This is a genomic window from Arthrobacter zhaoxinii (assembly GCF_025244925.1).
GTDB lineage: Bacteria > Actinomycetota > Actinomycetes > Actinomycetales > Micrococcaceae > Arthrobacter_B > Arthrobacter_B zhaoxinii.
The window spans coordinates 312,919-332,136 of the sequence record NZ_CP104275.1 but is presented as its reverse complement, the minus strand read 5'-3'; the positions used below and the strand labels follow the sequence as shown (position 1 = coordinate 332,136).

19 protein-coding genes are annotated in these 19,218 nt (G+C 66.1%); 11 read left to right on the top strand and 8 right to left on the bottom strand.

The window, feature by feature from the left end; translation table 11 throughout:
- Positions 1–19: 19 nt before the first annotated feature.
- From N2K95_RS01650 to hxlA, 4 genes are all read left to right on the top strand, one after another.
- Positions 20–1,507, top strand: coding sequence for an MFS transporter (locus N2K95_RS01650; protein WP_260652632.1), 1,488 nt, complete (start codon positions 20–22; stop codon positions 1,505–1,507).
- Between the two features lie 155 nt (positions 1,508–1,662).
- Complete coding sequence (locus N2K95_RS01645) at positions 1,663–2,328, top strand: SDR family NAD(P)-dependent oxidoreductase (protein WP_260652631.1); 666 nt, start codon at positions 1,663–1,665, stop codon at positions 2,326–2,328.
- Positions 2,328–2,909 carry a 6-phospho-3-hexuloisomerase gene (hxlB, locus tag N2K95_RS01640; RefSeq protein ID WP_407080129.1) on the top strand — a complete coding sequence of 194 codons (582 nt, stop codon included), beginning with the start codon at positions 2,328–2,330 and terminating at the stop codon, positions 2,907–2,909. The genes N2K95_RS01645 and hxlB overlap by 1 nt, the downstream gene beginning before the upstream one ends.
- A gap of 43 nt (positions 2,910–2,952) precedes the next feature.
- Positions 2,953–3,576 (top strand): 3-hexulose-6-phosphate synthase, encoded by a 624-nt coding sequence (hxlA, locus tag N2K95_RS01635; RefSeq protein WP_255793725.1) that lies wholly within the window; start codon positions 2,953–2,955, stop codon positions 3,574–3,576.
- 141 nt (positions 3,577–3,717) lie between these two features.
- On the opposite strand, the gene N2K95_RS01630 is transcribed toward hxlA, so the two are convergent.
- Both N2K95_RS01630 and N2K95_RS01625 read right to left on the bottom strand, forming a co-directional pair.
- Positions 3,718–4,542 (bottom strand): alpha/beta hydrolase, encoded by an 825-nt coding sequence (locus tag N2K95_RS01630; RefSeq protein ID WP_260652630.1) that lies wholly within the window; start codon positions 4,540–4,542, stop codon positions 3,718–3,720.
- A 298-nt stretch (positions 4,543–4,840) separates the two neighbouring features.
- On the bottom strand, positions 4,841–6,616 hold the full coding sequence (locus tag N2K95_RS01625; protein WP_260652629.1) for an HNH endonuclease: 1,776 nt from the start codon (positions 6,614–6,616) through the stop codon (positions 4,841–4,843).
- Between the two features lie 235 nt (positions 6,617–6,851).
- Between N2K95_RS01625 and N2K95_RS01620 the strand changes: the two genes are divergently transcribed.
- A complete protein-coding gene (locus N2K95_RS01620; RefSeq protein WP_255793728.1) occupies positions 6,852–7,067 on the top strand; it encodes a helix-turn-helix domain-containing protein in 216 nt (71 codons plus the stop codon).
- Positions 7,068–7,071: 4 nt separating this feature from the next.
- Positions 7,072–7,653, top strand: a complete 582-nt coding sequence (locus N2K95_RS01615) for a Clp protease N-terminal domain-containing protein (protein WP_260652628.1) — start codon at positions 7,072–7,074, stop codon at positions 7,651–7,653.
- 39 nt (positions 7,654–7,692) lie between these two features.
- Here the strand turns inward: N2K95_RS01615 and N2K95_RS01610 are convergent, their stop codons facing one another.
- From N2K95_RS01610 to N2K95_RS01585, 6 genes are all read right to left on the bottom strand, one after another.
- Complete coding sequence (locus tag N2K95_RS01610; RefSeq protein WP_260652627.1) at positions 7,693–8,319, bottom strand: maleylpyruvate isomerase N-terminal domain-containing protein; 627 nt, start codon at positions 8,317–8,319, stop codon at positions 7,693–7,695.
- An 86-nt stretch (positions 8,320–8,405) separates the two neighbouring features.
- Positions 8,406–9,011: a class I SAM-dependent methyltransferase gene (locus N2K95_RS01605; protein ID WP_260652626.1), complete on the bottom strand. Its 606-nt coding sequence runs from the start codon at positions 9,009–9,011 to the stop codon at positions 8,406–8,408.
- A 75-nt stretch (positions 9,012–9,086) separates the two neighbouring features.
- Entirely contained in the window at positions 9,087–9,653 is a 567-nt protein-coding gene (locus N2K95_RS01600) for a hypothetical protein (protein WP_260652625.1), read from the bottom strand.
- 112 nt (positions 9,654–9,765) lie between these two features.
- Positions 9,766–10,995 carry an N-acetylglucosamine-6-phosphate deacetylase gene (locus N2K95_RS01595; protein WP_260652624.1) on the bottom strand — a complete coding sequence of 410 codons (1,230 nt, stop codon included), beginning with the start codon at positions 10,993–10,995 and terminating at the stop codon, positions 9,766–9,768.
- Between the two features lie 10 nt (positions 10,996–11,005).
- Positions 11,006–11,749, bottom strand: a complete 744-nt coding sequence (locus N2K95_RS01590) for a glucosamine-6-phosphate deaminase (protein ID WP_260652623.1) — start codon at positions 11,747–11,749, stop codon at positions 11,006–11,008.
- A complete protein-coding gene (locus tag N2K95_RS01585; protein WP_255793733.1) occupies positions 11,749–12,486 on the bottom strand; it encodes a FadR/GntR family transcriptional regulator in 738 nt (245 codons plus the stop codon). The genes N2K95_RS01590 and N2K95_RS01585 overlap by 1 nt, the downstream gene beginning before the upstream one ends.
- A 194-nt stretch (positions 12,487–12,680) precedes the next feature.
- Between N2K95_RS01585 and N2K95_RS01580 the strand changes: the two genes are divergently transcribed.
- The 5 genes from N2K95_RS01580 (at position 12,681) to N2K95_RS01560 (ending at position 19,217) form a co-directional block, all read left to right on the top strand.
- Positions 12,681–14,291, top strand: a complete 1,611-nt coding sequence (locus N2K95_RS01580; protein ID WP_260652622.1) for an ABC transporter substrate-binding protein — start codon at positions 12,681–12,683, stop codon at positions 14,289–14,291.
- 117 nt (positions 14,292–14,408) lie between these two features.
- The gene (locus N2K95_RS01575; RefSeq protein WP_260653691.1) at positions 14,409–15,317 is read left to right on the top strand and encodes an ABC transporter permease; all 909 of its coding nucleotides are present in this window, start codon (positions 14,409–14,411) and stop codon (positions 15,315–15,317) included.
- A gap of 4 nt (positions 15,318–15,321) precedes the next feature.
- Positions 15,322–17,448 (top strand): dipeptide/oligopeptide/nickel ABC transporter permease/ATP-binding protein, encoded by a 2,127-nt coding sequence (locus N2K95_RS01570; protein ID WP_260652621.1) that lies wholly within the window; start codon positions 15,322–15,324, stop codon positions 17,446–17,448.
- The gene (locus N2K95_RS01565; RefSeq protein ID WP_260652620.1) at positions 17,445–18,263 is read left to right on the top strand and encodes an ATP-binding cassette domain-containing protein; all 819 of its coding nucleotides are present in this window, start codon (positions 17,445–17,447) and stop codon (positions 18,261–18,263) included. The genes N2K95_RS01570 and N2K95_RS01565 overlap by 4 nt, the downstream gene beginning before the upstream one ends.
- A 21-nt stretch (positions 18,264–18,284) precedes the next feature.
- A complete protein-coding gene (locus N2K95_RS01560; RefSeq protein WP_260652619.1) occupies positions 18,285–19,217 on the top strand; it encodes a dihydrodipicolinate synthase family protein in 933 nt (310 codons plus the stop codon).
- Position 19,218 lies beyond the last annotated feature (1 nt).

Below are 19,218 nucleotides of genomic sequence, written 5' to 3'. Positions count from 1 at the left end.
TGATGAGGATTTCCCCTTTATGGACCGCACCACCCCCTCCGGCCTGCCCCGGCCTGCCGCCGTCGACCACTCGGCACATCCGCACCGCTGGCTGCTGCTGGCCGTCCTGGCGCTGGCCCAGCTGATGGTGGTCCTGGACGGCACCATAGTCAACATCGCCCTGCCGGACGCGCAGCGCGAACTGGGCATGTCCGACGGCGACCGCACCTGGGTGGTCACCATCTACGCACTGGCCTTCGGCTCGCTCCTGCTGCTCGGCGGCCGTATTGCCGACTACTGGGGCCGCAAGCGCACCTTCATGGTGGGCATGGTCGGGTTTGCCGTAGCCTCCGCCATCGGCGGTTTTGCGGAAAGCACGGAAATGCTCCTGGCGGCCCGCGGCCTGCAGGGTGCCTTTGCCGCACTGCTCGCACCGGCGTCGCTCGCCATCCTGACCATCACCTTCCCCTCCGGCAAGGACCGCATCAAGGCCTTCGCCGTGTACGGTGCCATCGGCGGCGGCGGCGCTGCCATCGGCCTGCTGCTTGGCGGCGTCCTCACGCAGTACGCCAGCTGGAACTGGTGTCTGCTGGTCAACGTTCCCATCGCGATCGTCGCCATGGCCGCCGGCCTGCCGCTGATCCGCGAGAGCAAGGCCCACGGCAACACCCGCTACGACCTGCCCGGAGCCATCCTGGTGGTTGCCGGCCTCGCGTCGCTCGTGTACGGCTTCTCCGAGGCCGAAAACGGCTGGGCACGCTTCGAAACCATTGCCTTCCTCGCCGCCGGCGTACTGATCCTCGCGCTGTTCGTGTTCGTGGAAAGCCGTGTCTCCAACCCGCTGCTGCCCCTGCGCGTGCTGACCAACAAGGTCCGCGGCGGCGCGTTCCTGACGTCCACGCTGACCGGCGCCGCCCTGCTGGGCGGCATCCTGTTCCTGATCTTCTACTTCCAGATTGTCCTGGGCTACTCGCCGTTGAAGTCCGGTCTGGCGTCGCTGCCCATGACCCTGGCCATCATGATCGGCGCTGCCACGCTGTCCAATCTGCTGCCGCGCACCGGCGTCCGCCTCCCCATGACGGTGGGTCCCGTCGTCGGCGCAGCCGGCCTGATCTGGCTTTCCTTCATCACGGTGGAGGGCAACTACGCGCTGGAGGTCCTGCCCGGCCTGATCCTGCTGGGCCTCGGCCTCGCCATGATCTTTGTCCCGCTGCAGAACGTGGCGCTGGCCGGCATCGACGAGCACGACGCCGGCGTGGCCAGTGCCGCGGTCTCGGCCACCCAACAGATCGGCGGGTCCATCGGCACCGCCCTGTTCACGGCCGTCTACACGGCGGGCATCACGTCCTACATGAGCAGCAACGGCGGCCAGCCTGCCGCGCAGCTCGAAGGGCTCGTCAGCGGCTACTCCACCGCGTTCATCTGGGCCGGCGTCGCGCTGTTCCTCGCCGCTCCGATCGGCTACTTCATGATCCGCCCCTCCAAGGAGGACCTGCTGAAGGTCCCCGAGGTAGCCCCCGTCGGCTAAAGCGGTTTCCGGCACAGTGCCGAACCAAAGGAACCGGCTCCCGCGAAACGGGGCCGGTTCCTTTTTTCTGCCCCGGCGCTGCGCCTGTGCGCGGCCGACATCGCCGGGGAACGAAACTCCGGAATTATTCGGCGGCCTAAGCAGTTACCTCCCCCATGACTACAATCGCGATCATTGGTGCAGGACGCGGCCTCGGTGCCGCCGTCGCTCGACGATTCGGCGCGGAGGGATTCTCCGTTGCGCTGATCTCCCGAAGCCAGGCCAAGGTGGACGCCCTCGCCGAAGACCTCGGCAAGGCCGGCATCCCGGCCCGGGGCTTCGCTGCCGACGTCCGCAACCCGGAATCGATCGCCGCGGCCCTCGAGGCTGCGGCCGAAACCCTGGGCCCCGTCGAGGTGCTGCAGTACAGCCCCCTTCCGCAGAAGGACTTCATGCGGCCCGTCCTCGAGACGACGGCGGCTGACCTCAGGGGTCCTGTTGAGTTCTCCATCTACGGGCCGGTCGCCGCAGTCCACCAGGTGCTGCCCGGCATGCGGTTCCTTGACGGGAACCGAGGCACCATCCTCTTCGTCAACGGCGGATCGGCCGTGAAGCCCGGACGCGGCGTCACCGGAACCTCGGTGGCGTTCGCCGGCCAGGCCGCCTACGCGCAGCTCCTCAACGAGGTCCTCGCCGAGGAAGGCATCCACGTGTCGCAGCTGATCATCGGCGGCCGCATCATCGAGGGTGATCCGGAAAAGGATCCCGACGTTCTTGCCGGCGTCCTCTGGGACCTCCACACCCGCCGGGACACCTTCCGCCACCAGATCAGCACGGACTGATCCGCGTGAGTGAACCATCGCAACAGCCCTCCGTTCCGGCCAGCCTGCGCCTGATCCAGGACGAGCTCGCCGCGGCGGCGGACGGCCTGCAGGAAGAGCAGCTCGCCGGTCTGGTGAAGGAGATCCAGCAGGCCCGGCGCGTCTTCGTCACCGGCGGCGGGCGCAGCGGGCTCGCGCTGCGCATGCACGCCATGCGCCTTATGCACCTCGGGCTCACCGTGCACGTCGTGGGCGAAACAACGACGCCGGCCATTGGCTCCGGTGACCTGCTGATGGTTGCATCGGGTTCCGGGACCACAGCCGGTGCCGTCGCTGCTGCGGAGGCTGCCGTCTCCGCGGACGCCCGTGTGGCCGTTTTGACCACCGACGGCGAGTCGACGCTGGCCGGGATGGCCCACTCTGTGGTGCTTATCCCCGCGGCGCAAAAGACCGACCACCGCGGCACCGCATCGCGCCAGTATTCCGGCAGCCTCTTCGAGCAGGCACTGCTTCTGGTGCTCGACGCCGTCTTCCACACCCTCTGGAAGGCCGACGGCACCCCGGCCGAGGACCTCTGGCCCCGGCACGCGAACCTCGAATAGTGCGTGCCCTGAAACTTCATTCCCAGCTAGCAAAGGAAACACCATGAAACTGCAACTCGCCATGGACGTACTGACCGTCGAAGACGCCCTCGAGCTGGCCGGCAAGGCCGCCGAATACGTCGACATCATTGAACTCGGCACCCCGCTGGTCAAGAACGCCGGGCTCTCCGCCGTCACTGCCATCAAGGAAGCCCACCCGGACAAGATCGTCTTCGCTGACCTCAAGACCATGGATGCCGGCGAGCTCGAAGCCGATATTGCCTTCAAGGCCGGCGCTGACCTCGTGACGGTCCTCGGCGTCGCCGACGATTCCACCATCTCCGGAGCCATCAAGGCCGGTAAGGCCCACGGCAAGGGCGTTGTAGTGGACCTCATCGGCGTGGATGACAAGGCGACCCGCGCCAAGGAAGTCACCGACCTCGGTGCCGAGTTTGTCGAGTTCCATGCCGGACTCGACGAGCAGGCCCAGGACGGCTATGACCTCAACACCCTGCTGACTGCGGGCAAGGAAGCAGGCGTCGCCTTCTCCGTCGCCGGCGGCGTAAAGCTGGCCACCCTCGCTGACGTGCAGGCGTCCGGTGCGGACGTTGCCGTCGTCGGCGGCGGCATCTACAGCGCCGATGACCCCGCTCTGGCTGCCAAGGAACTGCGCGCCGCGATCAGCTAGCAACCCTTTAGCCGACCCCGTCGGCTAACTCCAGCAGCACCTTGGAAGGAGGCCCGGGCAACCGGGCCTCCTTTCGTGGTTCATAGGCCTCGTCGGGCCGCCCGAGGCGTGCGTAAGGCGTAGGCCTGCGAAGGCGTCGGGTCAGAGAGACGGCTGCGGTTGCGCGTGGCCGAGGCTCCAGTCCAGAGCATAATCGGCCACCTCTTCCCACCCCGGTTCGGCGCAGGTCCAATGTGCCCGGCCGTCAAACTCGTGATACTCCGTGAGTGCGGGTGATTTGGCCCAGTGCCTGGCGTTGGATTTATTCACCGACGGGGGCATGATGTGGTCTTCGCTGCCTCCGATAAACAGTAGCGGTGCCCTGTCGGTGGAGTAATCCACCCAGGTCTCCTGATGCCCCGGCTGGAAATTCGCGAGCAGTCCGTACGCCCACACCCAGTTCCCGGGAGCGGCAATGGCGTACCGTTCGTATGCGGCGTCGGAGTCCTCCCGGCTCAGCGTGTTGGTGAAGGCATAGTGCCACTCGTCCGGGGTGAACCCGACAGCTTTATGGAAGTTGGCAGGGTTCTTCAGCGCGGGAAAGAGTGAGCGGGCCTGGGACAGCGGGGTAACCCTCACCCCTTCGGTTGGTGCCGAATTGATGGCAGCACCGGCAACCCCCAGACCGCGGGCGAGCAGCATCTGGGTCAGGAGCCCTCCGAAAGAGTGGCCCATGATGATGGGCGGACGGGGCAAGGCCTCGATGACGCCCGCAAGGTGATCGAGGGTATCCGGCACGGTAAGCGCGGCGATCACGTCCGGGTTTTCGCGCAGTGCCTCAACCTCTATTTCGAAGCCCGGATAAGCGGGCGTCAGGACGGTAAAGCCCTTCGCCTCATAATGGGCTTTCCACCCTTCCCAGCTGCGGGGCGTCACCCAGAGCCCGTGGACCAGCACGATCGTATCCGGGGTGTTGGAACCGTTCATGGTGTTCCCTTCGGTGCGCCGCGGGATCAAGAGGAAACGAACGTTAGCGGGAGATTACCCAGCCCTGCAGGGAGGAACAATCCTGGAAGTCAGTTTTCGTTGCGGAACCTGTCATTTGGGTGCAGCCCGACGCAGCGGGGCACCCTGCAGCTCCGGATGCACGTTGCTCTGGACGCACCGGGCCGGCTCGCGGACGCGATGCTCGACCTTCTACGTGTACACGTTCCAGGCGGTCGCCGTGTTCCAAGCGTTCCGTGCACTCGTTTCACGTGGTCACGCCACCTGGACACCGGTCGGTTTAGAACGGCGGCGCCGGTTCTTGCCGGGGGTCTTTCTGCCCGGGGTCCGTCGGCTGCTGGGCGTGTGGTGGGTGTGTTGCCTGTTCGGCTGCCGGGTCCGGCGGTCCGAGTTCCAGGAAAGGGTCGGTCTTGTAGACCCGGCCGGTCGGTGAAGTCCACTCGATTACTCCGGGGGCGGGTTGGCACGCTTTCCAGTAACCCAGAGTCTTGAACCGGTGATGCCGACGGCAGAGGTGTTCCAGGTTTCCGTGATCGGTCGGGCCGCCGCGGGCCCAGTCGGTCGTGTGGTCGATGTCCGAACTCGCGGTGCTGACCCGGCAGCCGGGGAACCTACAGGTTCCGTCCCGTGCCCGGAGCCAGCGCCTTAGCCCCGCCGGGACCTTTCGCCGCCGCCCTACGCCCAGGATCTCCCCTGTCTTTGGGTCCTGAGCCAGCCCGGTCCATCCGGCTGCGTTCCTAGCCAGCCGCCGGGCTTCTTCGGCACTGATGGGGCCGTAACCGTGCAGTTCTGCCGGCTGGTCATCGGCTCCGAAGAGGGTTTCGGCGCTGATCAGCACCATGATTTCGGCCCGCGGGACGATTCCCTCATCCGGTCCGGATCCCACGTCTGCTCTGGCCTCAGTATCGGGGCTGCCTTCCCGGCCGTCGTCGTTCTCCGGGCCGCCGTCGAAACCGAAGCTTCCTCCGTTCTGCCTGGTTCTGTCTGTGCCGTTGCCGGTATGTGCGGTCCTGCTGGTGTTTCCGGCCTCGGCTCGGGTTCCGACCTGGTCTGAGGTCACGGTAAAAAGCCCCCGGCTGCTGCCCATCAGCAGCTGTGCCAGGATGTCCGCACGCAACTGGTCCGTGGACCGGGAATCGCCTCCGGCCTGCTCACCGCGGGCTGCAGTGCTGAGAGCGGTATAGATCTGCTGCGCTTCCGCGGCACGCAGGTAAGCGGACAGACAGGACATGCCGTCCTCTTCCCGGTCCAGAGTGACCCTGCGTTGCTCGAAAGCGCTCAAATGCCTTTTGCTGACGGTCTCCGGAAACTTCTTTTCACGCAGCCGCCGGGCCTTGGCTGAGAACTGCGCCCGCGTTTGCCCCTCCGCGGCCTTCAACAGATCGGCCTCGAACCCTGGCAGTTTCGAGGCAGGAACGTTCCGGCACTGCTCCAGCACCACCTGAGCATGCTGGTACGAGAACCGTCCCTCTTCCAGACCGGTCAGGGTCGCGGTACGGGTGCCGCAGAGCTGGCCGGCCTCACTCAGCAGCCGCTCACCGGTCACCTGCGGAACGTTCAGAATGGCGGCGCATTCGGACGCTGCCAGGCTAAAGGCGATCCCGGGTTTATCCCGCTCCGACGGGTCGAAGAAGTTATACCGGAAGATTTGCTCCATCCGGTTCAATAGGCGGGCCCGCTGCGCTTCCCCCCAGGAAATCAGATGCGCGACCCGGACCAGGGCATCACCGGCCATATCCTCGTCGAACGATTCAAGGTTCTGCAACGCAAGGGTCCCGGTGAAACCGTCCGGGTAATCGGCGGCACGGCTTCCGGCCGGAGTGGCATCATCGGCGGTGGCAGGCGTTGCGGGTGCGGCCTCGGCGTCGTTCTCGGGGGCGGCAGCGGTGGCACTTTCGTCAGCCGTCCCGGCAGGTTGGGCGGCCAGTTCCGCCCGGAACACAGCCAGAGTGACTGAAGAACAGCGCGGCTCGGCACCACCTGCCCGCGCTTTCGGCTGCTGGTTTTCACCGCTCTGCTCTTCGGCTGTCGGTTCAGTATTTCCGAGCTGATCCATACCTCAGGATTTCATCCGGCACTGACATTCCAGCCCTCAAAACAGGCCGAAAACGGACCTCGGGAAAACCTTAGATACCCGTCTTTTCGGCCTGACTACTTGCCTTCAATGCAGGGGTTTTTACGCACACCCGCCAGGTCCGCACGAGCCGAAACAACACCAACGAGCGCCCGCTGGCAACACACACCGTCAACCCCTCTTGACTCACCCAGCCCGTCAACCTAGATTGACGGACATGGAAGACCAATCCCCCCTGGCCGCCGCAGCGGCGAGTCCCGATCCGGCCACTGGGCTGCGCGCCGTCGTCGCCCTCGGAAGGCTGCGCGACCAGCTCGAGGCAGTGCAGGTCGCCAATGCCCGGGCGCAGGGCTGGTCCTGGCAGGCGATCGCGGACCAGCTCGGCATCAGCAAACAGGCAGTGCACCAGAAATACAACCGGAAAGCGAAGTAGAGCCATGTTTGAACGGTTTACACAGCAAGCCCGTCAAAGCGTCATCTCCGCACAGGAAGAAGCCCAAACCCTGGAGGCGACGCAGATCCTTCCGGTGCATCTACTCCTCAGCACCGTGTCCACCGCTGAAGCCACCACTCCCCTGCTGGCATCCGTGCTGGCCGAGTCCGGACTGACCTCGGCGCAGCTGCGCGCGGACCTTCACGCCATGGGCGCGGACTCCGGGTACGACGACGCCGCCGCCTTGGAATCCGTCGGTATCGACCTGGACGAAGTGCGACGCGCCATCGACGCACAATTCGGCGAAGGCGCCCTGGACGCGGCGGCCGGATCCGCCCCGCGGCGCCGTCGCCTGTTCGACTCCCTCAAAGGCGGGCACCTGCCCTTCAGCAGCGGTGCGAAAGCCGTGCTGACCAACAGCCTGCGCGAATCAACGGCCCGGAAGGACGGCTACATCGGGACCGAACATCTCCTGCTCGGGATCCTGCGCGGCGCCGACCCTGCCGCTCTGTCCCTGGTCAGCCGGCATGTCGGGCCGGACGAACTGCGGGCACGCATCCTCCGCACGATGGACGCCGCCGCTTAACGCCGCCGCCTAGGTCCCAACGCCGGCTCCGGCCCCGGCTCACCAGTCCGCCAGCCTCGTCTCCGGCGCCAGCGGCCCCCTGCCCGCCAGCCATGCCATGAAGCTGCGCTGCTCGTTCGGGGACCCAAGCCGTTCCGGAACGGTGGCAAGCAGGACCGGCAGGTCCCACGCGACATACTCCTCAGGCCAGTCCGCAGGTGTATAGCCAAGCCCGAGGTCCACATGGTGCATCTCGACTTCGCGGAGCCGATGCGCCGGACAGGCAGCCACGCCATAGTGATCGTCGCCGATGAGGTGGCCGTTGGGCCATCCTGCAGCATCGGCCAGATTCAGCATCTCTTCGAGGCGCAGGATGCTGGAGCTCAGGTCAGCAATGGTTTCTGCGGCAGCCCGGCCGGCCCCCTCCTCGATCTCCCGGGCGCGCTGTTCGGATCCGCCGGGATACCTCGGAACATCGTGCCCTTCGAGGGCGCCGGACAGCCGGCGCGCGTGGGCATCGGCGTTCCGCGCCAGATGGGTCAGGACATGACCCGCTGTCCAGCCAGGCAAGCGGCTCGGCGCCAGGACGTCCGAGTCGGTTAGATCTGCCGTACGCCGCATCAAACGCGCCTGGGCCGCAAAGCAGAATTGTGACGCCCGCTGCGGATCCTCTTCCAGATTCACCATGCCCTGCCTTTCCCGCCGACTCCCCGCCGACTACCCGCCGACTCCCGAATGGACCATATTGTCCATCGCCGGGGTCGGAACGGGTCTTAGGCTCGGCCCAGCACCGCCACGAGGAAGTCCGACTCGGGCGTAAACGGCCGCAGGTCCCACGTGGAGAACCGCTGCTGCACCTCAAGCCCGGCCGCAGCGGCGTCGTCAATGAAGGACTCGAAGGCGTACCCGCGGTTTCCGCCGAACCCGATAACCACGCGGCCGTCGGCTGCCAGGTGCTCGCGCATTCGGGTCAGGACGTCGACGGCGGTGCCCGGCGCCAGGAAGGTCATCACGTTGCCGGCGCAGACAATCAGGTCGAACGGTTCGGGAACACCTGCAGCGGGCAGGTCCAGCTCGGCCAGATCCCCCACGAACCACTGCAGATCCGGGAAGTCCCGCCGGGCGGCGTCGATCAGTTCGGGATCGACGTCGACGCCGACGACGGCGTGGCTGCGGCGCGCGAGCTCCCCGCCCACCCGGCCGGGACCGCAGCCCGCGTCGAGAATCCGGGCTCCGCGCGGCAGCATCGCGTCGATCAGCCGGGCTTCGCCGTCGAGGTCCTGGCCCTGCTCCCGCATCGCTTCAAACCGCGAGATGTACCAGGCGGAATGTCCGGGATTCTGCCGCTTTTTCGCTTCCCAGAGGGTTTCGTTTCGCATGTTTCCAGCCTACGACGCGAAACCGGCGGCCGGTCAGCCGCTAGGGCTGCCGGCCGCCGGTTGCGGATGTGGAGACTAGGCCTTGCTGAGCTGCTTCTTGCCCTTGCGGTACTGCCCCATCGACTTGAAGTAGTGGTTCGACGGCGTCAGGAACAGCAGCACCGTTGCGGCCAGCGACAGCAGGACGGACACCAAAGTCACCCAGGCTGCCGGGTAGACCGTGATGACGCTTGCGAAGAACTGCACGCGCGTGTTCATCGCGGAGAGAATCACGACGACGATAAGGACTATCCGGGGCCAGCTAAAGCCCATCCGGGACAGCAGTGCAATTCCCGTGAGAATAATGCCGGTAAAGATACCCGCTGACACATAGCCGGAGATTTCCTCGGAGGACCACCAGGGGATGTTGGCTTCACCGAAGATCGACGCAATTTCCTCCTTGTGCTTCTCGGACTTCACGGCCATGATTCCCACCGGAATCCGGATAAGCACCAACGCAACTGCTGCCATCAGCAGCCAGAAGGCCATCTCCACCGTCTTCGGACGGGCCGGAGCTGCTCCCGGCGTCGCCGGAGTCTGTGCTGCCGGCTGTGCGCCTGCGTAAGGATTCTGGTTGGCGTCCTGCGCCACGTTCTCGGTCATGCTGCTTCCCCCATAAAGCTGGCTGGTTCCGCGGCGGATTTGCCGGGTCGGTAGGTAGCCTATAGGACAGCAGGCTGACTTTTAGCACCGGCGGACCGCCAAGGTGCGGACCTTATGTCTCCGCGGGCGAAAGCCATTGGCCCCGCCGCATGACGCGGTGGAGCTCAAGGTCCGCACCCAGAACCAGCAGGTCCGCGGCAGCACCCTGCACCAGCTGGCCGACCTGCTGTTCGATCCCGAGAACCCGGGCCGGCACCAGGGCGGCCGCGGTGACGGCGTCCTGCAGGTCCACCCCGGCCCGCACACTGTTCCGCACCAGCTCCAGCATGGACGCGGTGCCGCCGGCAATCGCACCAGTGGCGGTCACCCGTGCGGTGCCCTGCCGCACGGTGACTGCCGCAGGACCAAGCCGGTACTGCCCGTCCTGCAGCCCCGCCGCAGCCATGGAATCCGTCACCAGCGCTATGTTCTCCGCTCCGAGGAGCTCGAACATGGTGGCCACCAGCACAGGATCCAGATGGACGCTGTCGGCAATAAGTTCGACGACGGCGGCGCCCGCCTTCGCTGCCCGGAGGCAGGAGGCGAGCGCGCCCGGCGCCCGGTGATGCAGCGGGTCCATGGCGTTGAACATGTGGGTGACCGTCGGGCGGGCCGCAGACGCTGCAGCGCCTGCGAGCATCCGCCGGGAACGGGCGAGGGACTGTTCGGCCTGAATCGGCGAGCAGGCGGTGTGGCCCAGTGACGGAATCACGCCGTGGCCGGCCAGCAGGTCCACGAGCTGATCAGCGCCGGCCAGCTCGGGGGCATAAGTCATGGTGCGCAGGTGGCCGCGGGCGGCGGAGATAAACCTGCCCGCCAGGACCACGTCCGGATCCTGCAGCGACTGGGGGTCCTGTGCGCCGCAGCGGGCTGCGGCCAGGAAAGGCCCTTCCAGATGCAGTCCCGCCAGCAGTCCCTCCTCTGCCAGGCCCGCGAGTACTCCGAGCTGCCGGAGCAGCGCGTCCGGTGCGGCAGTGACAAGGCTGGCCAGCAGGGTGGTGGTGCCGCCGGCATAAAGCGCCGTGATTCCAGCGCGGACGTCCTCCGCCTCGGTGCTGGAGAAATCCACCCCGTGGGCTCCGTGGCAGTGCAGGTCGATCAGACCCGGCACCAGCACCTCCCCCGCCGCGAGGTCAATAAAGCGGTCACCGGGACGGGGCTGGAATCCTGTGCCCGGCCCCGCATAGGCGAGCACCGTGCCCTCCACTGCAACCGTGGCATCCGCCAGGGTTTCCGTGCCGAGGACAGCCCGCCCGCGCAGGACGGTACGGGGAGTTCCGGGCGCCGGGGCGTATGTGGTCATTGGCTGTCCGTCAGGCCAGCAGGGAGGCCGCGGCGTCGTCCGCCAGGACGGTGACGTTGCCGTGCAGCTGCAGCACCGATGCCGGGCATTCCGGTGTCACCGGGCCGGTCAGGGCGCGTGCCAGGGCTTCGGCCTTTTCCCGTCCCCTGGCAATCAGGAGCAGCTGCCGGGCTTCCAAGATGGTGCCGAGCCCCTGGGTGAGGCAGTGCGTGGGTACGTCCTCGAGGGAATCAAAGAACCGCTGGTTGGCCCGGCGGGTGTCCTCGGTGAGAGTCTCCAGTCGGGTGCGCGAGTCCAGCGCAGCTCCCGGCTCGTTGAAGGCCAGGTGGCCGTTGCGGCCGATGCCCAGGATCTGCAGGTCAATGCCGCCTGCTGCGGCGATGCGCTGCTCATAGCGGGCGCCGGCCTCGTCCAGCTTCTCCGAATGCGGGTCGGGGACATGCATGGTTGCGGGGTCCAGCCCCAGCGGTTCAACGATTTCCCGACGGAGCACTTCGGCGTAGCTCTGCGCGTGGCCCCGAGCCAGTCCCACATATTCGTCCAGGGCAAACCAGGTAACGCTGCTGAAATCATCAGTGCCGCCGGCGAGCTCCTTGTAGAGGGGCGACGGCGACGAACCGGTGGCGACGCCGATCACCGGGGCCGGCCTCCCGGCGAGGGTTTCGAGCACAAGGTCGGCTCCGGCCTGTCCCAGGGTGGCCGCGTCGGCGCGTCGGATCATCCGGATCGAAGAGCGCTGCAGGGACCCGGCCATCACGAGGCGTCCTGCAGCTTGGCGAGTTCGCCTCGGATCCCGTCGAAATGCCTGCGCAGGCGTTCCGCTGCCAGCTCCTTGTCACCGTCTTTGACTGCTTCAAAAATCCCGCGGTGAACCGCCGCCGTTTCCGTCAGGTTGATCAGCGGGTCCCCGCCCAGCTCAGCATGGATCTTGCGGTACACCTTCCAGAAAACGGACATCAGATTCGAGAGCAGCTCATTCCCCAGCGGTTCAAACAGCTGGTAGTGAAAAGCTTCGTCAACTTCGGTGAAGACTTCACCTTCCGCTGCCAAGGTCTCCATCTGCTGGACAGTGGCCTCGATCTCAGCCAAGTGGTCCGGCGTCGAGAGGTCCATCGCCTCACCAATCAGGCCGGATTCCAGCGCCTGCCGGACATCAACCAGCTGCAGCGCCTCCTTGCCTTCGTGGCGCAGGGAAAGCCTGCCGCGGAATGTCAACCCGTCTGCCAGGGCATCGAAGTTGGCCGGAGCCACAAACATCCCAAACCCGTGCCGGATTTCAATCACCCCAAGGGCCTGGAGGACCTTCAGCGCCTCCCGCAGGGTGTTCCTGCCGATACCCAGCGCGAGGGTGAGTTCGCCCTCGGTGGGCAACGCATCGCCGGCCTTCAGGTCGCGGTCGAGGATCAACTCCATGATGTCGGCCTGCAGAGCGCGGGAACGGTTCTGGGCACTGAACCGGGCCGGCGGCAGTGAGGCATCGGGCAGGCTCATTCAGATCCTCCTGGAACTGTTCGAAAGGTGGTGCCGGGGCGAAAGATAACTCGATCCTAGGTTATAGGACGTCCCATCTATGGAAAAGACATCCCGGATCTCGCTTGACGGCGTGATGTGATGAACCTTACAGTTCTGGAACAACCGTCGGACATCCTACGTCCGATAAGTGACATGGATGGGTGGGCGCAACGATGAGCAACACTTTTGAAAGTAGCGGGCTCCTGAAGGATTCAAGCCGGCGAAACTTCCTCAAGCTGGCTGGCGTGATGGGCGCCGCCGCAGCATTTGCAGGGTCTATCTCTGCGTGCAGTCCGGGCGGAAGCCCGGCCACCGGAGGCGGCACGGCAGCCGCAGAAGGCACCGGCTCCATCGAAGCCGGGATTTCCTACCAGCTCTCCACGGGCTTCGACCCGATGCTTTCCACGGGTGCCACTCCGCAGGCCGCCAACCTGCACATCTTCGAAGGGCTGACGGAACTTCATCCGGCCACCCGGGAGCGGTATCTCGCCCTGGCTGCCGCCGAACCGGTCATGGTGGATGACACCACGTACGAGGTGAAGCTGCGCAGCGGCGCGAAATTCCACAACGGGGAACCGGTGACCACCGCCGACGTCGCCTTCTCCTTCCAGCGCGTCCTCGATCCGGCCAACAAGTCACTCTTCGCCGGGTTCATCCCCTTTATCGACACAGTGACCGCCAAGGACGATTCCACCGTCCAGTTCAAGCTGAAGTACCCGTTCCCCGCCTTCAGCGACCGCATCTCGGTCATCAAGGTCGTCCCGGAAGCAGCAGTCAAGGCAGACGCCGCCGGTTTCGACCTCAAGCCGATCGGCTCCGGTCCGTACAGCCTCGTCTCCGCCGTCAAGGAAGACCGCATCGTCTTCAAGAAGTTTGATGACTACAACGGCAAGTATCCGGCCCGGGTGGCGGACATGACCTGGCTGCTGCTGGCAGATCCGGCAGCCCGCGTCGCCGCAGTGCCCTCCCGCACCCAGGCCATCGAGGACGTCCCCTACCTGGACGTGGACCAGCTCGCCAGCAAGGTCGACGTCGAGTCGGTGCAGTCTTTCGGCCTGCTGTTCCTGATGTTCAACTGCGCCAAGTTCCCGGACAAGCGCGTCCGCCAGGCACTGCACTACGCCATCGACACCGACGCCGTCATCAGCAAGGCCCTGCTCGGCAACGCCACTGCCGCCTCGTCCTACTTCCAGGAGGGGCACCCCTCCTACAGCGAGGCATCCACCGTCTATGCGTACGACGCCGCCAAGGCCAAGTCCCTATTGAAGGAGGCGGGGATGGAGAACATCACCATCACCCTCACCTCCACGGACACCGGCTGGGTGACCCGTGTGGTGCCCCTGATCAAGGAGTACTGGGACGCCATCGGCGTCAGCACCACCCTGGAAATCCTCCAGTCCGCAGCGGTCTACGCTCCGGAAAAGGTGGGCGGAAAGAACTTCGATGTGCTTTGTGCGCCGGGTGACCCCTCGGTCTTCGGCAACGACGGCGACATCCTCCTCAGCTGGTTCTACCGCGGCGCCACCTGGATGGAGGCCCGCGCCGGCTGGAACACCACACCGGAATTCACCACCGTGCAGGACAAGCTGGACCAGGCCGTGAAGGTGGATCCGGACAAGGCCAAGGGCATCCACGCCGAGGTCATCAACATCGTCTCCGAGGAAGCCCCGCTGTATCCGCTGTTCCACCGCAAGCTGCCCACCGCCTGGGACAGCAACGCACTGGACGGCTTCCAGCCGCTGCCCACCACCGGCGTCTCCTTCGTAGGCGTAGGACGCAAGTAGCGAGACAACCGACGGCGGGGCGCCTCCCCCGGCGCCCCGCCGTACCCCCTGCATTGGAGTTTTTGAGTGACAATGTTTATCCGCCTGTTAGGGCGCCGGCTTGCTGTCCTGCCGATCATGCTGCTGGGCGTCACCGTGATGGTGTTCATCGTGCTGTCAGTTGTTCCGGCGGACCGCGCCACCGCCGTCCTCGGTGAAAACGCCAGCGAGGACGCCAAGGAAGCCTGGCGGGAGGAACGGGGCCTCAACGCTCCCCTGGTAGTCCAGTTCTTCCGGTATCTGGGTGGTGTGCTCCGGCTCGATTTCGGCGTCACCAACCCGCCGGAAGAGTCCGTGGCCAGCAAAATCGCCACGGCCTTCCCGGTGACCCTGCAGTTGACCTTCCTCGGCATCCTCCTGGCCGTTGTCCTCGCCCTCACGCTCGGCATCCTCGGCGCGCTCTACCGTGACCGCTGGCCCGACCAGGCCATCCGCATCTTCTCCATCGCGGCAATTGCCACCCCTTCCTTCTGGCTTGCGATCCTGCTGATCCAGTGGTTCGCCCTGCCCGAAGGATCCATCTTCCCCACGGGCGGCCTGGCCTGGGCGGACCAGTACGGCTTTGTCGGCTGGCTCTATTCCATGGCCCTGCCGGCCCTCGCCCTCGGCATCCCCGTCTCGGCGTCGCTCATCCGCGTGGTCCGGACCTCGATGGTGGAGGAACTCGACCGCGACTACGTCCGCACCGCCATCGGCAACGGCGTGCCCTACCGCACCGTCGTCGCCCGCAACGTCCTGCGCAACGCGCTGGTCACCCCCGTCACCGTCCTCGGACTGCGGGTGGGCTACCTGCTCGGCGGCGCCGTCGTCATCGAAAAGATCTTCAGCCTCAACGGCATGGGCGACCTGATCGTCGTGGGACTGACGACGTCGGACACCAACCTCGTGCAGGGCGCGGTGCTCACCATCGCGGTCGCCTTTGTCCTGGTCAACATTGTGGTTGACCTGCTGTACCTGCTCATCAACCCCCGAATCCGGACGGTGTAACCCCATGCGCAATTCACTGGCCGAACGGCTCAGCAGCGGCGGCGCCCGCTTCACCGCCCTGAACCTCAGTTCAAAACTCGCGCTGGGCTTCCTCGGATTCATTGTCCTCGTGGCAGTCTTCGGGCCGCTTCTGGCACCCTACGGGGAGAACGAATCCAGCGTCCCGGTCCTCGCCCCGAACGGCGAGCACCTCTTCGGCACCGACGGTTCCAGCTATGACGTGTTCTCCCGGATGCTCTACGGGGCACGGGTGTCCATCTCGATCGGCCTCGGCGCCGTTGCCCTGGCCCTGATCCTCGGCTCGGTCCTCGGCGCCGTTGCGGCCACCTCCGGCAAGGCCGTGAGCGAGACCGTGATGCGCATCCTCGACATCATGATGGCCTTCCCCGGCATCGCCCTGGCAGCAGCGCTGCTGTTTGCGCTTCGGGACCACTCACTGAACCTCTTCGGCTCGACCGTTCCGGTGATCATCCTGGCCATCGCCATTGTCTACACCCCGCAGCTCGCCCGGGTGGTCCGCGCCAATATCCTGGCCCAGTACGGCGAGGACTATGTCCGGGCCGAACGGGTCATCGGCGCCGGCCGCACCTACATCCTGCTGAAGCACATTGCCCGCAACTGCGCGGCCCCCATTCTGGTGTTCGCCACCGTGATGGTCGCCGACGCCATCATCCTGGAAGCCTCGCTGTCCTTCCTCGGCGCCGGCGTGCAGCAGCCCGCCGCCTCCTGGGGCAACGTCATGGCGGACGGCCGCAACGTGGTGTTCAGCGGTGCGTGGTGGCCGACGACGTTCGGCGGCATCACCATTCTGCTCACCGTCCTGGCACTGAACATCCTGGCCGAAGGGCTGACCGACGCCATGGTCAACCCCGGCGTCCGAAAAGGCCGCAAGGGCGCGTCCCCGGCCCCCGCCGCCGTCGAGGCAGTGGCCACGGCCGCCCAGCCGTCCGCCCTTGACGCCGCCGGCACCTCGCTGACCCAGGCCGACGGCGGCCGGAACCTCCCGGAGGAAGACGCCCTGCCCGCAACGGGCGCGGCCGTCAATGCACCCGGTTCCCTGGCAGCACTGGCCAAGGAACTGGAACTGCTGGCCGCCGTCGAGTCCCGGAGGACGGACCGTCTCCCGCAGGTGGACGAGGACGCCCCGGTGGTCCTGGAAGTGAAGGACCTTTCCATCCGCTTCCCCGGACGCTACGGCGACACCGCCATCGTGGACCGGGTGAGCTTTACGGTCCGCGAGGGCGAAACCATGGGACTCGTGGGCGAATCCGGCTGCGGGAAGTCCATTACCTCGCTGGCGGTCATGGGTCTGCTCCCGCCGACGGCACGGCTCTCCGGATCCATACGGTTTAACGGCAAGGAATTGCTGACCAATGACCCGAAGGAACGCAGCCAGCTGTATCGGGGGCTGCGCGGCGAGCAGATCGCCATGGTGTACCAGGATGCGCTGAGCTCCCTGAACCCGTCCATGCTGATCAAGGACCAGCTCCGGCAGCTCACCTCCCGGGGCGGGCGCAAGACCCCGCGGGAACTGCTCGAAATGGTGAAACTGGACCCGGACCGCACGCTGAAGAGCTACCCGCACGAGCTGTCCGGCGGGCAGCGGCAGCGCGTGCTGATTGCCATGGCCCTGTCCCGCTCGCCGAAGATCGTGGTGGCGGACGAACCGACCACCGCCCTGGATGTCACCGTCCAGAAGCAGGTGGTGGACCTGCTGAACGAACTGCGGGAACAGCTCGGGTTCGCCATGGTGTTCGTCAGCCACGACCTGGCCCTCGTAGCGTCCCTGGCCCACCGGGTCACCGTGATGTACGCCGGGCAGGTAGTGGAATCCGGCGATGTTCCGGATCTGCTGCGGGACCCGCGCCACGAATACACCCGCGGACTGCTGGGAGCGGTGTTGTCCATCGAAGCCGGCGCCGAGCGTCTGCACCAGATCCAGGGCACCGTTCCCTCCCCCGGTGACTTCGCCGCCGGCGACCGTTTCGCGGAACGGTCGCTGCGGCCGGATGCGGATCCGGAGCAGGTCCTGGAGTTTGTCCGCATCGGCGGGACGAACCACTACTGGGCCAGCCATGAAACCCCTTCGGACCTGGTCGAAACCGGCACAACAGCAAGGCAGCAGGCATGAACGCGACAGAAACGCCTAACACCACCGGCCCCGTCCTCGAACTGAAGGACATCAAGGTCTACCACCGGGCACGCTCGGGCTCCCTGTTCCGCCCGAACATCGTCAAGGCGGTCGACGGCGTGAACTTCACCGTCCGCCGCGGCGAGACCGTGGGGATTGTCGGAGAATCCGGCTGCGGAAAATCCACCTTGGCCTCCGTGCTGGTGGGACTGCAGGAGCCTACGGCCGGGGAAGTCCTCTTCCATGGAAAGCCGGTCAGCACCAAGGCCTCCTCCTCCAAGAAGACCTTCGGCCGCGACGTCGGCGTGGTGTTCCAGGATCCGGCCACCGCCCTGAATCCCCGAATGACCATCCATGACATCCTCACCGACCCGCTTCAGGTCCACGGGATCGGCACCCAGCAAAGCCGGGATGCCAAGGTGAAGGACCTCCTCTCCCTCGTGGGCCTGCCGCAGTCCGCCGCCGACGTCACGCCGCACCAGGTTTCCGGCGGCCAGCGCCAGCGCGTCGCCATTGCCCGGGCGCTGTGCCTGGATCCGTCGGTCATTGTGGCCGATGAGCCGACGTCGGCCCTGGACGTGTCAGTCCGCGCCCAGGTGCTGAATCTGCTCTCGGACCTGAAACGGGAACTGAACCTCGGCATGGTCTTCATTTCCCATGACATCCAGACCGTCCGCTACGTTTCCGACCGCATCTGCGTGATGTATTTCGGCCGGATCGTCGAGGAAGGGCCCGCCCGCGATGTCTTTGACCGGCCCGCCAATGACTACACCAAGAGCCTGCTCGGAGCAGCGCCCAGCCTTTTGCACATCTAGAACCAAGCACTGGAGAACTACTTGTCACACGCAACACAGTCCCGCTTCCACGGCGTCATCCCCCCGGTGGTCACGCCCCGCACCGCGGACGGCGCCGTCGACACGGCCTCGCTGGAAAAACTGACCAAACATCTGCTCGACGGCGGTGTTTCCGGATTGTTCGTCCTGGGTTCCTCCGCGGAGGTGCCCTACCTGACCAATGACGAACGCGACCTGGTGATACGGACCATTGCCGGCGTCAACGCCGGAGAGGTGCCCATCCTGGCCGGCGCCGCCGAGCAGACGACTCCCCGCGTGATCGAGGAGGGACGCCGGCTGATCGGCCTCGGCGCGGACGCCATTGTGGCCACCTCGCAGTTCTACGCCATTTCGGATGCCGCCGAGACGGAAATCCACTTCCGCGCGCTGCACGCCGCCTTCGATGTCCCCCTGTTTGCCTACGACGTTCCCGTCCGGACACACTTCAAGCTCCCGCTGCACCTGCTGGTGCGGCTTGCGCAGGACGGCGTCCTCGCCGGCGTCAAGGATTCCTCCGGTGACGACGTCGGGTTCCGGCAGCTGCTGCTGGCCACCCGGGACGTGCCGGACTTCGCGGTCTTCACCGGACACGAGGTGGTGGTCGACGGCGCACTGCTGGGCGGCGCCCACGGCGTGGTTCCGGGACTCGGCAACGTGGACCCGGCCGGGTATGCGGCCCTGTACAACGCGGCCCAAAGCGGCGACTTTGCCGAAGCGGCCCGGATGCAGGACCGTCTGGCTTCCCTCTTCAATATTGTGTATGCCCCCACCCCCGGCCGTGTCTCGCCCGGAGCCGGAGGGCTCGGCGCCTTCAAGACGGCACTGATGCTGCTCGGCGTCATCGACACCAATGTGATGTCCGCCCCCATGGTGCAGCTGAACGAGGCCGAAACCGCCGCCATACGGACCGTCCTCGAGTCCAACGGGCTGCTCTGAT

Coding starts and splice junctions, on each gene's coding strand:
- N2K95_RS01590 (WP_260652623.1), bottom strand. CDS start 11,749: ATGGCCGGGTCCCTGCAGCGCTCTTCGATCCGGATGATCCGACGCGCC.
- N2K95_RS01605 (WP_260652626.1), bottom strand. CDS start 9,011: ATGCGAAACGAAACCCTCTGGGAAGCGAAAAAGCGGCAGAATCCCGGA.
- N2K95_RS01620 (WP_255793728.1), top strand. CDS start 6,852: ATGGAAGACCAATCCCCCCTGGCCGCCGCAGCGGCGAGTCCCGATCCG.
- N2K95_RS01610 (WP_260652627.1), bottom strand. CDS start 8,319: ATGGTGAATCTGGAAGAGGATCCGCAGCGGGCGTCACAATTCTGCTTT.
- N2K95_RS01570 (WP_260652621.1), top strand. CDS start 15,322: ATGCGCAATTCACTGGCCGAACGGCTCAGCAGCGGCGGCGCCCGCTTC.
- hxlA (WP_255793725.1), top strand. CDS start 2,953: ATGAAACTGCAACTCGCCATGGACGTACTGACCGTCGAAGACGCCCTC.
- N2K95_RS01575 (WP_260653691.1), top strand. CDS start 14,409: ATGCTGCTGGGCGTCACCGTGATGGTGTTCATCGTGCTGTCAGTTGTT.
- N2K95_RS01650 (WP_260652632.1), top strand. CDS start 20: ATGGACCGCACCACCCCCTCCGGCCTGCCCCGGCCTGCCGCCGTCGAC.
- N2K95_RS01595 (WP_260652624.1), bottom strand. CDS start 10,995: ATGACCACATACGCCCCGGCGCCCGGAACTCCCCGTACCGTCCTGCGC.
- N2K95_RS01600 (WP_260652625.1), bottom strand. CDS start 9,653: ATGACCGAGAACGTGGCGCAGGACGCCAACCAGAATCCTTACGCAGGC.
- N2K95_RS01580 (WP_260652622.1), top strand. CDS start 12,681: ATGAGCAACACTTTTGAAAGTAGCGGGCTCCTGAAGGATTCAAGCCGG.
- N2K95_RS01625 (WP_260652629.1), bottom strand. CDS start 6,616: ATGGATCAGCTCGGAAATACTGAACCGACAGCCGAAGAGCAGAGCGGT.
- N2K95_RS01585 (WP_255793733.1), bottom strand. CDS start 12,486: ATGAGCCTGCCCGATGCCTCACTGCCGCCGGCCCGGTTCAGTGCCCAG.
- N2K95_RS01630 (WP_260652630.1), bottom strand. CDS start 4,542: ATGAACGGTTCCAACACCCCGGATACGATCGTGCTGGTCCACGGGCTC.
- N2K95_RS01645 (WP_260652631.1), top strand. CDS start 1,663: ATGACTACAATCGCGATCATTGGTGCAGGACGCGGCCTCGGTGCCGCC.
- N2K95_RS01565 (WP_260652620.1), top strand. CDS start 17,445: ATGAACGCGACAGAAACGCCTAACACCACCGGCCCCGTCCTCGAACTG.
- N2K95_RS01615 (WP_260652628.1), top strand. CDS start 7,072: ATGTTTGAACGGTTTACACAGCAAGCCCGTCAAAGCGTCATCTCCGCA.